Genomic DNA, 13610 nt, shown 5'->3' with positions numbered 1-13610 from the left:
GTATTTATGTCGAGATTACCCATTCCGTCGCGCACTGCGCGCCTGTCACATCAGGCCGTCCTCGAAGTGCTCAGGTGCGCGCCGCCTCTGCGCCACCGGTCTTGCCCACTTTCGCGACGGGTCTCCTCTTCTTCGCCTTCACACCAAACGTCTCCGTCAGACGGTCGAGCACGATGGCCAGCAGCACGACGCCGAGACCGCCTTCGAAGCCGATACCGATATCCAGGCGCTGGATGCCGCTCAACACGTATTCGCCGAGACCGCCCGCGCCGATCATCGACGCGATCACCACCATCGACAGCGACATCATGATGGTCTGGTTCACGCCGGCCATGATGGACGGCAATGCATTCGGCAGCTGGATTTTCCACAGCAGTTGCGAATCGGTGCTGCCGAACGAGCGGCCCGCTTCCAGCAGTTCTTCGCGTACCTGGCGGATGCCCAGTGTCGTGAGCCGCACGACCGGCGGCATCGCGAACACCACCGTGGCGATCACGGCGGGAACCCGGCCCAGCCCGAACAGAATCACCGCGGGAATCAGATAGACGAACGCGGGCATCGTCTGCATGAAGTCGAGCAGCGAGCGCAGCACCATTTCAACCCGCTTGTTGCGCGCGCCCCAGATGCCGAGCGGCACCCCGACGATCAGGCTGAAGACCGTCGCGGCAACCACCAGCGCAAGAGTCGCGACGGTTTGCGGCCACAGGCCCATGTAGTTGATCAGCAGCAACGCGATACCGACGAAAATCGCGAATGCGATGCCACGGCGCCACAACGCGAACGCGACCAGCATCACGAGCATCGCGATAAACGGAATCGCGCCGAGACCGTCTTCGAGAAGTTTGACGACCGCGCCCAGTGCCGCGGAAAAAGCGTTGAAGCCGCCCTGGAAGTGATTGAAAAGAAAGTTGACGCAGTTCTCCGCGAACTTGCCGATGACTGATGAGTTCATGCTGCTCTCCGCTCCATAACCTGCTTGAGAATTGTCCGGCACGACACCACGCCCGCGAGCTTGCCGGCGCCATCCGTCACCGGCACGTCGTGTTGTTGGCTCAACGCGATCGCGGAGAGTTCGTGCAGGTCGGTGTCGAGCGAAACCGCGTTCAGGTCCCGCAGCAACGCATTTCGCAGCGGACCGGCACCGACCTTGTGCACCGACGCGGCGGTCACGCAACCTTGATAACGGCCCGCCTGGTCGCATACATAGCCACACTCGGCGCCGCTATCGATCAGTTGATTCAGATAACGCTCGGCAGGCGCGCCGACATCGGCGACGATCAGGCCGCGCTCGACCCGGGTCAGCAGGCCCTCGGCCTTCAGGAAGCGCGACACGTCGACGTGCCGGAAAAAGTCCCGCACGTAGTCGTCGGCCGGCGACTGGATCAGCTCGGCCGGCGTACCGACCTGAATCAGGCAACCGTCTTTCATGATGCCGATCCGGCCGCCGATCTTGATCGCCTCTTCGATATCGTGCGAAATGAACACGATGGTGCGCTGCTCTTCCTTCTGCAGCCGCAGCAGTTCGGTCTGCATTTCGAAGCGGATCAGCGGATCGAGCGCGGAGAACGCTTCGTCCATCAGCAACACCGCGGGATTGACCGCGAGTGCGCGCGCGAGACCCACCCGCTGCTGCATGCCGCCCGACAGTTCGCCGGGCAACAGCTTTTCGTACGAACCGAGACCGACGCGCTGCAACGCGGTGCGGGCGATTTCATAGCGCTCGGCCTTCTTCATGCCGGCGACTTCGAGGCCATACGCGATGTTGTCGAGCACCGTGCGGTTCGGCAGTAGTGCGAACGACTGGAACACCATCGCCATTTTCTTGCGGCGCACTTCACGCAGTTCCAGCGTGGACATCGGCGCAATATCGCGGCCTTCGAGAACGACCTGGCCGGAAGTCGGTTCGATCAGCCGGTTCAGCAAACGCACCAGCGTCGACTTGCCGGAACCCGACAGGCCCATGATCACGAAAATTTCGCCGGCCTTCACGTTCAGGCTGACGTCGTTGACCGCCACCATATTGCCGGTGCGCTTGAACACTTCATCGCGTCCGAGGCCCTGTTTGACGAGTTGCGCGGCGACTTCGGGCTTGGGGCCGAAGATCTTCGACAGGTTTTTCACCGTCAGGATGTCGGTACCGGAGATGGCGACGGGCCGGGTCACGGAAGGCGTGGGCGCTGTATCGATTGCGCCTGGGGGTATCACGTCATGCGGCGAGAACGTCAGATTCGGGCTCATTCGGTCTTCCCAACTGGCTGATTCAAAAGGTGACGCTGGAGAACTCCGGTATGACCAGAAAATCCGGCGTGGCGATTTGGCGGGCATCGGCGCATAGCTGACAGCGAATTCGCTTCGTCGATCATTTCGCTTTAGCTGCGGCAGTTGATGCGGTGATTGGAGCGTAGCAATTCAAATTGCGCCCTCCAGCGATATTTTTGCGACCCTTTTCCATACCTTTGGTAATGCATGACACGGAGCAGGCGGGCAATGAAGCGTGCGTTGAATTGACGTGCGAAGCGCCGAGCCTTGACAGTCGGACCTTCGCGGCAAGCGTGGGGCGCGGGTCAGGCGGTTTGGCGATTTGCGGACGATTAACGGCAATCGGCCGCGCCGAGGGAAAGTCCCGACAGGGTTTGCTCTGAGAAAGTAGCCGCAAAATCGCAATTCGCCGACCTTGCTTACGCAATTAGCACTATTGCAGTGCATTCACCTGTCGGTTACGGTTTGAATTAATAGCAATACGATGAGTCCTGGCGGAATACGCGCCGCTACTTTTTTTGCAGGGGCATTCATTGATGTATGCGCGACCTGAAGAACTGACCCATTTCATCGACGTAGCGCACGAGCTATTTCGCTCTCACGCGCTTCCCGACCCGGCGCGTCAGCTCGCGGTAAAGGTGTTCGAGCGGATCGGACAACCATCCGACGACGGCAAACGCCACGCGCGGCGTTACCCGGCCTGCGCCCTGCTCGATGCCGCGCTGGCGCCGCTGCTCGATGCCCGATCCCAATTGACTGTCGCCGCGCGCGCGATCAAAGCGCTCGAACCGTGCATCGGTTGGCAACGGCGCACGTCGGGAGCGAATGGAAGCGACGGTTATATCGACGGTCACGTGCACGGGATGATTTGCGGCCCCGGCGGAATGGAAAGCCGCTACGACATCCAACTGGGCTTTTCGCTACTCGCGCCGCGCACCCGCTACCCCGATCACCAGCATCCGCCGGAAGAGGCGTATGTGCTGCTGAGTGCCGGGCAATTCCGGCAAGCGGACGGCGACTGGTTCGATCCGGGCATCGGCGGCGGTCTCTACAACTCGCGCAATCTCGTGCATGCGATGCGTTCCGGCGATACGCCGTTGCTCGCGCTGTGGTGTCTGCTGGTTTGAAGTCGCGACCGTGCACTGGTGCGCGCGCAGTTCAGAGTTCGCACAGCAGCCGCTGCGCATCGCGCGCGGTGTTCGCCGCAAAAGAAAAACCGGCAAGCGGTTCCCCGCCTGCCGGTTTTTCATCGAGGCTCCGTACGCGTCACCGCGCCGAAGCCGCCGCACTCATCCGCGCGATTACTTGCGCTTCAGCTGCGAAATATCGCGCACCGCGCCGCGATCGGCCGAGGTGGCCAGCGCCGCATAAGCCTGCAGCGCCTGCGACACCACGCGCTCGCGATTAGCCGGCTGCCATGCGTTGTCGCCGCGCGCTTCCATCGCCGCGCGACGCTGCGCGAGAACTTCGTTCGACACCGCGAGGTGCATCTTGCGCTGCGGGATGTCGATCTCGATCACATCGCCGTCTTCGACGAGGCCGATCGTGCCGCCTTCGGCCGCTTCCGGCGACGCATGACCGATCACGAGACCGGACGAGCCGCCCGAGAAACGGCCATCGGTAAACAGCGCGCAGCTCTTGCCGAGACCCTTCGACTTCAGATACGAAGTCGGGTACAGCATTTCCTGCATGCCCGGGCCGCCCTTCGGACCTTCGTAGCGGATCACCACGACATCGCCTGCGACGACCTTGTCGCCGAGAATCGCTTCGACCGCATCGTCCTGGCTTTCGAACACGCGCGCGCGGCCCGAGAACAGCCATTGCGATTCGTCGACGCCCGCGGTCTTCACGATACAGCCGTTCTGCGCGAGGTTGCCGTACAGCACCGCGAGACCGCCGTCCTTCGAATACGCGTTTTCCTTGCTGCGGATACAGCCGCTCTTGCGGTCCGTATCGAGCGTCTGGAAGGTCGCTTCCTGGCTGAACGCAACCGTGGTCGGAATGCCGCCCGGCGCCGCGCGGAAGAACTTCTGCGCTTGCTCGCCCGCGCCGCCCGCGACGTCCCACTTCTCGATCGCGTTGCCGAGCGTGCCGCTATGCACGTTGCCGCACGACAGGTCGAGCAGGTTCGCGCGCGCCAGTTCGCCGAGAATGCCGATAATGCCGCCCGCGCGATGCACGTCTTCGATGTGGTACTTGTCGGTCATCGGCGCGGCCTTGCACAGGCACGGCACCTGACGCGAGATGCGGTCGATATCCGACATCGTGAAGTCGACGCCCGCTTCCTGCGCGGCCGCCAGCAGGTGCAGCACGGTGTTGGTCGAGCCGCCCATCGCGACGTCGAGCGTCATCGCGTTTTCGAACGCCTGCTTGGTCGCGATGTTACGCGGCAGCACCGAGACGTCTTCTTCCTGGTAGTAACGGCGGCACAGATCGACGACGAGGCTACCGGCCTGTTCGAACAGGCCCTTGCGCCATGCGTGCGTCGCGACGATCGTGCCGTTGCCCGGCAGCGCGAGGCCGATCGCTTCGGTCAGGCAGTTCATCGAGTTCGCGGTGAACATGCCGGAGCACGAACCGCAGGTCGGGCACGCGCTGCGCTCGACTTCGGCGACTTCGGCGTCGCTGATCTTCGGATCGGCGGCCTTGATCATCGCGTCGATCAGGTCGATCTTCGCGATCACCTGGCCGTCGGTCGGCGACTTGACCTTGCCCGCTTCCATCGGACCGCCGGACACGAACACGACCGGAATGTTCAGGCGCATCGCGGCCATCAGCATGCCCGGGGTGATCTTGTCGCAGTTCGAGATGCAGACCATCGCGTCCGCGCAGTGCGCGTTGACCATGTACTCGACCGAGTCCGCGATCAGTTCGCGCGACGGCAACGAGTACAACATCCCGCCGTGGCCCATCGCGATACCGTCGTCGACGGCGATCGTGTTGAATTCCTTCGCGACGCCGCCGGCCGCTTCGATCTGCTTCGCGACCAGCGCGCCGAGGTCGCGCAGATGCACGTGGCCCGGCACGAACTGCGTGAACGAGTTCACGACCGCGATGATCGGCTTGCCGAAATCGTCGTCCTTCATGCCGGTCGCGCGCCACAGCGCGCGGGCGCCGGCCATGTTGCGGCCGTGAGTCGAGGTGCGGGAGCGATAGTGGGGCATCTGTATCCTCAGAATTGCTGTTATCGGTTTTGGTAAGCGCCTGCGCCGGCCTGCCGCTGGGTCGCCGTGCCGGTTATGGCAACGACGCTGTCGCGGGCTGGCTCGCGGGCGGTGGGGATCGCAATGGTACGCGCAGTTTGCGCTGGGAACGAATAGTGCAAGAACGCCAGTAAGACGTCCAATATATTTTTTCGGCGCGATTAGGTCGCAAAAGATATTAATGCGGCGGCGCGATTTACCCGCCCCGCCGCGCGCCCGGCGCCGCTCAGCCCCGCTTCGCGAGCACGCTCAGCAGGACGCCGTCCGGCCGCGCCAGATCGTCGAGCACCGAGAAATGCGTGCAGCCCGGCACATGGACGAGCGCGGCCTGCTCGCCCGCCGCTTCGCAGGCGGCCGCGTAGTCGTCCGAATGACGCACCAGCTCCGGCAATTCCGCGCCGCCGACCGCGACCAGCGTCGGCACGCCCTTGCCGATATGAAGGATCGGGCTGTACGCGGCGATCTCCTGCTCGCTCAGTTGCAGCTTGTCGTTCAGCCAGCACAGGCTGATCGGTTCGAGATCGACCAGCGCGCTGATCGGCAGCGCGCGGGTAACGGACGGATGCGCGCGATGCAGCGCGGTCAGATGGCCGCCCGCCGAGTGCCCGCTCAGGCACACGGGCCGGCCCGCGGTGCCGAGCCCGTCCGGATCGCGCTGCAGATGATCGAGCAGCCCGGTGATTTCCCCGACGATCTGCGTCATCGACGCTTCCGGCGCCAGCGTGTACTCGGCCAGCACGACGTTGTAGCCGAGCGCGAGCGGACCGTCCGCGATGAACGCGAAGTCTTCCTTCACGCAGTTCTGCCAGTAGCCGCCGTGAATGAAGATGAAGGTCGGCGCATCGGCTTTGCCGCACGACAGCCAGTCGAAGCGCTCGCGCGCCCGCTCGCCGTAGCGCAGATCGCGCTGACCGGGCACGCGCGCGTAAAGCTGCGCGCTGCGCTGCTGGAAATCCTTCAGCACTTCAGGAAAGTTCGGAATCGCCTGGGTGTTGTTATAGGCGGCATCGAGCGTCGGTCGATCCATGCCGCGATAGACGGTCGTCATACTCTTCAGTCCCGTTCGGAGAGATTAAGGGCAATGCGCGCGAGCGCATCGTCGTGCTGTTTCGGACTGGGCGACGGGACGGCATGGGCGCGGCTCGCGCCGCCGTCGAATGCGGACGTATCCGCGCTCGCAGTGTGCCACACGGTTATGCCCGCACACGCCGGCACTCTCCCATGCGTTGCCACCGCCGCGCCGGACGTTTCTTGACATTCGATCCGCATAAGACGAATAATGTAGCGTTCGCTTACCGAAACACTGTTCATTGTAAGAACATTGAAAAGCAAACGAAAGTCTCGCACGGCACTTCGCCGCGTTCGACATCAGTCGCGCCGAAACCCGGCTTCCCGGCCTGGAATTCCCGCCGCACTGCCTTCCGTCATCGAGGTCAGGTAAGGCAACAAAAACTTGCCGACGATACGCGCCCGCTCCCCCACACCGGCCCGGCGCGCCGTTCCTGTCCGCTCCGTCCTGCCAGTGGCCGGTATCACACAGAGTCATACACATGAAGCGAGACACCGCTCCCCATGCCGCCCGGCCTGCCGCCTCGCGCGGTATCGTCGAAGGGCTGGTTTATGTTTTCGAACAGGTCATGCCCGATCCGTTCGTACTGTCGATCTGCCTGACGTTCTTCGTCGCGGTGCTGGCGATGCTGATCGCGCCGACCGGCACGCTGCCCACGCTGCTCGATGCCTGGTACACCGGAACATTCGGGATCCTCGGTTTCGCGCTGCAGATGATCCTGATTCTCGCGACCGGCTACGCGATCGCCGAAGCGCCGGTCGTGCAGCGCGGTCTGCGCGCGCTCGCCGCCCATGCGCACACGCCGGCGCGCGCCGCGCTGCTGGTGTTCCCGGTCGTCGCGCTCGCCGCGTGGCTCAACTGGGGGCTCGGGCTGATCGTCGGCGCGTTGCTGTCGCGTGAAATCGCGCGGCGCGTCGACGTCGATTTCGCGTGGCTCGTGGCCGGCAGTTATTCGGCGTGGTCGATCTGCAATAGCGGGCTGTCGAGTTCGATTGCGCTGTCGCAGGCGTCGCACGGCAATGCGCTGAACCTGGTCGAGAAAGCGACCGGCCAGGTGGTGCCGCTCAGCCAGACGATCTTCGCGCCGTTCGTGTTCATTCCGACCGTGCTGGTGGTGGTCGTGATGACCGCGATCTTCATCAAGATGCATCCGAAAGCGGAAAACGTGATCGCGTTCCGCCAGACCGCCGAAGCCGCCGCCGACGCACCGAGCGACGATCCGCACGCGCGCGCGAGCAATGCGTCGTCGCTGGCCTCGCGCCTCGAACAGTCGATGCTCGGCACGCTGTTGCTGCTCGCGCTCGGCATCGGCTATCTGACGATCACGTGGCGCAAGGAAGGCTTCGATCTGGACATCAACAACACGATCCTGATCTTTCTCATGATCGGCCTCGCGCTGCAACGCACGCCGATCGCGTACGCGAATTCGATCCGCCGCGCCGCGCGCCAGACCGGCTCGATGCTGCTGCAGTACCCGATGTACGGCGGGATCATGGGCATCATGAAGGGCACCGGGCTCGCGTCGATGATCGCGAAAGCGTTCGTGACGATCGCCTCGCCGGTCACGCTGCCGATCTGGAGCTTCCTGAGCTCGCTGATCATCACGCTGCTGGTGCCGAGCGCCGGCGGCCACTGGGCGGTGCAGGGTCCATTCGTGCTGCCGGCCGCGCTGAGCCTGCATGCGTCGGTGCCGCGTACCGCGATGGGCGTTGCAATGGCCGAGAACGTGTCGAACATGCTGCAGCCGTTCTGGGCGGTGCCGATCGTCGCGATCGCGGGCATCCGCATCCAGCGCGTGATGGGCTATACCGCGGTGACGTTCGCGGTGTCGCTGGTGATTTACGCGGTGGCGTTGTGGCTGGTGCCGTAACGGTTTAACTCCGCGCAGCACGCATCGATGCCGGATGCAAAAAGGGCCGATGAAGCATGCTTCATCGGCCCTTTTGCTATTTACCGCTGATCGGCGGCTACCCGCTTCTTACATCTTCACCACGTCGACCAGCGTCTTCTTGCCGTCCTTGTAGTTGTACAGCGAGATCACGCCGTGCTGCAGGTCGCCCTTCGCGTCGAACGCGGTCTGGCCGGTCACGCCCTTGAAGTTGGTGCCCGGAACCTGCGCGAGAATCTTCGCCGGCTCGGTCGAGTTCGCGCGCTTCATCGCGTCGACGACGATATACACCGCGTCGTACGTGAACGGTGCATCGAATTCGACCGGGTGACCGAAGCGCTTCGTGTACTTGGCCGCGAATTGCGCGCCGCCGTCCATCTTCTCGATCGCCATGCCGGCCTGCGAGCACACCACGTTGCCGGCCGCCGGGCCGGCGAGGTCCGCGAGGCTTTCGGTGCAGACGCCGTCGCCCGACAGCATCTTCGCGCGCAAGCCGAGCTGACGCGCCTGCTTCGCGAACGGGCCGCCGGTCGCGTCCATGCCGCCGTACATGATCGCGTCCGGATTCTCGCCCTTGATCTTGGTGAGAATCGCGCGGAAGTCGACTGCCTTGTCGTTGGTCGCGTCGTGCGACAGGACCTTCAGGCCGAGCGACTTGGCGGTCTTTTCGAATTCGTTCGCGAGGCCCTGGCCGTACGCGGTCGAATCGTCGACCACCGCGACCGACTTCACGTTCAGGTTCTTCGCGGCAAAAGTTGCGAGTGCAGGACCTTGCTGCGCATCGGTCGCGACGACGCGGTACGTCGTCTTGAAACCTTGCTGCGTGTAAGCCGGATTCGTCGACGACGGCGAGATCTGCACGATGCCCGCATCGCTATAGATCTTCGAGGCCGGAATCGATGCGCCCGAGTTCAGGTGGCCGACCACCGCGACGACCTTGTCGTCGACCAGCTTCTGCGCGACCTGGGTGGCCTGGCGCGGGTCGCCCGCGTCGTCCTGCGCGTCGAGCACCAGCGTGACCTTCTGACCGTTGATCGTCAGGCCCTTCGCGTTGATTTCCTCGATCGCGAGGCGCGCGCCGTTTTCGTTGTCCTTGCCGAGGTGGGCGGAGCCGCCCGTCAGCGGACCGACGTGACCGATCTTGACGACCTGATCCGCGTGCGCGGTGCCGGCGATAGTTGCGAATGCAACGACTGCCGCGCTAACCGGCAGCAGCTTATGAAATTTGAACGACATACAACACATCTCCTCTTTGCTTACCTTGCCAACCGGGTGGTTGGGCATTGCTGATGGTCCCGATACTGCGGTCACGCGCCATTCATCCTTGCCGGACGAGTCGATTTGCGGCGGATCGGGCTGGCTGCGCCCGTCCGCCTTTTTAAGTGGCAGCACAATAACGCAAATCTCGCCGGAGCGACAGATTTGCGCACGACCGGCTTTTTCGAGATAGCACGCGCGCCCGCGTCGACATGCTCTTTTCCGGCCGCCTCGCAGGCCTTGTCAGCGAGTTGAAAAGCGCTTGCGGCGACGCTAAAAAGCATCGCCAATCATTCAATCCGGATATTCTTCACACTTATCTTGCGGTAAAAATTTATTCCGCCTAGCATTGCCGAAAAGTCGATTCAAAAATGAATAAAGAAAGACGACGCGAGCAATCAACATGATGAGAGGCAGGGGTATTCAAACCGGGACATCCACGCACCGTTCGCAGCCACTGCGATGACCGGCAGGGTCGCCGGCAACGCTTGTTCGCTATGGGTTCGCGCGCGCTGAGACGGCGCATTGCACGCTTACCGGGACATCTGGCGGACCACTCTTAACCATTAATTCCGCAGCGGCTTAAAACCGGCTGCGTGCGTCGCGTCATGCGCGATAAATAACAAGACTATTCAATCGTTTTGCATAAAAACCCAAATAACAATTAATTCCCGGAGCCCCACATGGCTTTCGATATCCCCGTTACACGCCGTACCTTCCTGAAGGTGATGGGAAGCAGTACGCTCGTCGCGATTTCGATCAGCAATCTGCCGGCGGCGGTGCTGAGTTCGGCGTCGATGCAAACCGAGCCCGACAACGGTCCGCCGTGGGCGCCCGAGCCGGGCCAGGCACGCTGGCGCATCGACGGCGTGCCGAAGGTGACCGGCCAGAAAATCTACGCGCGCGACTTCAAGGCGAGCGACTTCGCCGGCTGGCCGAAGCAGGAAAACTGGCTCTATGCGCTGCGCTGCAATCGCGTCGATCGCGTATACGACGGCTACGACCTGAGCATGCTGCCGCCGGAATTGCGGCCGATTGCGATCGTCGACACCGATGCGCTGCTCGCGCGCCAGATCGCGCTCGCGCCCGAAACCGATCCGATCGCGAGTCAGGACATCTACTGGCTCGCGCGCAAGGGCCACGCGGCGGACTGCTACGGTCAGCCCGCCGCGCTGCTGATCTTCGCGAACTTCGACGTGTACCGGCGCGCGCGCAAGCTGCTCGAATTCAACGACAGCGCGATCCGCTACGGCGCACCGGTCAATGCCGAGGATCGTCCGAAGGCGGTCCCGTATACGCCGACCACGACCTACGTGCGCGACGATGACACCAACTTCAACTACGTCAAGGACTACCAGACCGGCAGCGACGGCAAACCGACCCCCGCGTATCTGGCGGCGCTCGCAAAGGCCCGCGAGAACATCTACGCGACGATCCAGCGCAACCTCGACGCGGGCACGTGGTTCAGGGCCGGCGCGTCGAACCCGGCCGGTTTCATCACGCCCGCGATGGACCCGGTGTTCATGGAACCGGAAAGCGGGCTCGCGTGGTACGACGCGAGCGCCGGCCAACTGCGCCTCGTGCTCGGCACGCAATCGGCCGGCGAGGACGCGGGCAGCGCCGCGGCGCTGTTCGCGAACAGCAAGGTGACGATCAACGGCGTGCACATCGTCGCGTGCTATCCGGGCGGCGGCTTCGGCGGCCGCGATCGTTCGTATTTCCCGCTCTATCTCGCGCTCGCGGCGCCGTTCGCGCAAGGCCCGCTGCGTTGGCAGCAGTCGCGCTACGAGCAGTTCCAGGTCGGTCTCAAACGCTGCGAAACGCAATTTACCGAAGCGCTGTGGTTCGACCGGCAAGGCAAGATCCAGGCGCTCAGTTGCGACTTCACGATGAACGGCGGCGGCAAGAAAAATCTGTCGCCGTACGTCGCGCAACTCGCGGCGCTGAGCGCGATGAGCTGCTATGAAATTCCGCGCGCGAACGCGACCGCCGCGTCGCTGTACACGCCGGAAGTATTCGGCGGCTCGCAGCGCGGCTTCGGCGGTCCGCAGGCGTTCATCGCGATCGAAACGCTGCTCGACGAAGCGGCCGCCGAACTGCGCATGTCGCCGTTCGAGATTCGCCGCGCCAATCTGCTCGGCAGCGCGCCGTCGCTCGGACGCGGCCGCGCGATCACCGGCGCGCCGATCCTGTTCGATCTGCAATTGAACGGCGTGCTCGATGGGCTCGAACAGCATCCGCTGTGGCGGGAGCGCGACGCGACGCGCGCACAACGCGCGGCCCAGGGCCTCAAATACGGCGTCGGCCTCGCGATGGCCAACGAAGCATTCGGCACCTCCGGCGACGGCATGTACGGGATGGTGCAGGTACTGCCCGACGGCAGCCTGCGCGTAATCACGACCTACACCGACATGGGCAACGGCGCGGCCACCACGCTCGGTCTCGCGCCTTCCGAATATCTCGGCCAGAACGCGCGGACGATTGCGATGAGCGTGTTCGAACCGTTCAACGCGCTGGGGCTGAACACCACCAGCAATCCGCAGAAACCGACCGACGTGCGCTACGGCTCGGGATCGTCGAGCGCGTGCCTCGGCGCATTTCATCAGTACCACGCAGTAAAGGGCGCGGCCCAGGCGTTGCTGCTCGAAAGCGTGCTGCCCGCCGCGCAAACGCTGTGGCATCAGAACGTGAAGGCCGCCGACGTGAAGTGGGTCGACGGCGCGCTGGTCGCGAACGGCAACGGCAAACCGCTGCCGTGGGCCGATCTGCTGCAACAGATGCGTAACCTGAATCTGCCGACCGTCGCGGCCGTGCATGCGAGTTACGCGGGCTCGTTCTGGACCGCCACCTATCCGTTCAAATCCGGTCCCGCCGACATCGAATACGACTACGTCGCGGTCGGCATGAATCCGGACAGTCTGACGCCGCTGCAACGCGAGCTGCATCAGCCGGCGGTCAACGGCGCGAAGTTCCAGCGCACCACCTATGCACCGTCGGCCGCGTTGCTGGCGCTGTCGGTCGATCCGTCGAACGGACGGGTGAAGGTCGAGCACGTGGTGTCGTCGGTGAGCGTTGGGCGGCAGCTGTGTCCGCAACTGGTGCAAGGGCAATCGGAAGGCGCGGTCGCGATGGGCATCGGCAACGTGCTGAGCGAAACCTGCCCGCTCGGCAACGACGGCCCCGGCAACGGCCGCTGGAATCTGGACCGCTACCAGATCACGCGGCTCCCCGACATTCCACGACAAACGCTGATCGCGCTGCCGCCGCCCGCCGACGATCCGCACAACGCGCGCGGCATCGCCGAGGCGGTGATGTGCCCGATCGCGCCGGCGCTGCTCAATGCACTCGCGATGGCGACAGGCCAACGCTTCAGGGAAACCCCGGTTACGCCGGAACAGATTCGGAGGGCTTTGCAATGGGCAGCGTGATTCGCCTGTATATCAACGGAGAGGCCGTCGACGCGCCAGCGGACGACGCCGACATGAACCTGATCGACTTCCTGCACGAACGGCGCGATCTGACCGGCACCAAGCTGTGCTGCGGAATCGGCGTATGCCGCGCGTGCACGGTCGGCACCCGCAACCTGCCCGACGCGCCGATGGAAAAAACCCTCGCGTGCTCGACGCCGGTCAGCGCGGTCGAGGGGCTGCACGTCTATACGGTCGAGGGCTTGATGCGGGACGGCAAGCTGTCGCCGCTGCAGCAGAGCTTTCTCGAATCGTTCGCGTTCCAGTGCGGCTACTGCGCGCCCGGCTTTCTGATGGCCGCGACCGCGATGCTCGATCACCTGCGCACGAATCCGGTCGACGCAGCGCAACTCGACGACACGATCGAGTCGTGGATCGGCGGCAATCTGTGCCGCTGCACCGGCTACGTGAAGTACCTCGAAGCGATCCGCAAGGTCGCGGCGCCCTATACCCGCAACGGAGCATGA

General features: G+C 63.8%; 9 protein-coding genes. 4 read left to right on the top strand and 5 right to left on the bottom strand.

The genetic code is table 11. The features are described 5' to 3' along the window. Positions 1-70 precede the first annotated feature (70 nt). On the bottom strand, positions 71-952 hold the full coding sequence (locus BTH42_RS06725) for a proline/glycine betaine ABC transporter permease (protein WP_075297155.1): 882 nt from the start codon (positions 950-952) through the stop codon (positions 71-73). Beyond that, positions 949-2238, bottom strand: a complete 1290-nt coding sequence (locus tag BTH42_RS06720) for a glycine betaine/L-proline ABC transporter ATP-binding protein (protein WP_075297153.1) — start codon at positions 2236-2238, stop codon at positions 949-951. Before BTH42_RS06720 ends, BTH42_RS06725 begins: the two co-directional genes overlap by 4 nt. Before the next feature lie 557 nt (positions 2239-2795). On the opposite strand from BTH42_RS06720, the gene BTH42_RS06715 reads away from it, so the two are divergent. Then, positions 2796-3386 (top strand): dimethylsulfonioproprionate lyase family protein, encoded by a 591-nt coding sequence (locus BTH42_RS06715; RefSeq protein WP_075297151.1) that lies wholly within the window; start codon positions 2796-2798, stop codon positions 3384-3386. 174 nt (positions 3387-3560) lie between these two features. Here the strand turns inward: BTH42_RS06715 and ilvD are convergent, their stop codons facing one another. Continuing rightward, positions 3561-5423, bottom strand: coding sequence for a dihydroxy-acid dehydratase (gene ilvD, locus BTH42_RS06710; protein WP_075297140.1), 1863 nt, complete (start codon positions 5421-5423; stop codon positions 3561-3563). A gap of 265 nt (positions 5424-5688) precedes the next feature. Next, positions 5689-6510 (bottom strand): alpha/beta hydrolase, encoded by an 822-nt coding sequence (locus BTH42_RS06705; RefSeq protein ID WP_075297138.1) that lies wholly within the window; start codon positions 6508-6510, stop codon positions 5689-5691. A 502-nt stretch (positions 6511-7012) separates the two neighbouring features. On the opposite strand from BTH42_RS06705, the gene BTH42_RS06700 reads away from it, so the two are divergent. After that, the gene (locus BTH42_RS06700; protein ID WP_075297136.1) at positions 7013-8401 is read left to right on the top strand and encodes a TIGR00366 family protein; all 1389 of its coding nucleotides are present in this window, start codon (positions 7013-7015) and stop codon (positions 8399-8401) included. 108 nt (positions 8402-8509) lie between these two features. Here BTH42_RS06700 and BTH42_RS06695 read toward each other — a convergent pair whose 3' ends face one another. Then, positions 8510-9655, bottom strand: a complete 1146-nt coding sequence (locus tag BTH42_RS06695) for a branched-chain amino acid ABC transporter substrate-binding protein (RefSeq protein ID WP_075297134.1) — start codon at positions 9653-9655, stop codon at positions 8510-8512. A gap of 704 nt (positions 9656-10359) precedes the next feature. Between BTH42_RS06695 and BTH42_RS06690 the strand changes: the two genes are divergently transcribed. Continuing rightward, a complete protein-coding gene (locus BTH42_RS06690) occupies positions 10360-13104 on the top strand; it encodes a xanthine dehydrogenase family protein molybdopterin-binding subunit (RefSeq protein WP_075297132.1) in 2745 nt (914 codons plus the stop codon). Beyond that, entirely contained in the window at positions 13092-13610 is a 519-nt protein-coding gene (locus tag BTH42_RS06685) for a (2Fe-2S)-binding protein (protein ID WP_075297130.1), read from the top strand. The genes BTH42_RS06690 and BTH42_RS06685 overlap by 13 nt, the downstream gene beginning before the upstream one ends.

Source organism: Burkholderia sp. SRS-W-2-2016 (assembly GCF_001931485.1).
In the GTDB taxonomy this organism is placed as follows: domain Bacteria; phylum Pseudomonadota; class Gammaproteobacteria; order Burkholderiales; family Burkholderiaceae; genus Paraburkholderia.
The sequence above is the reverse complement of the archived record's forward strand: the minus strand, read 5'-3'. Positions and strand labels throughout refer to the sequence as shown.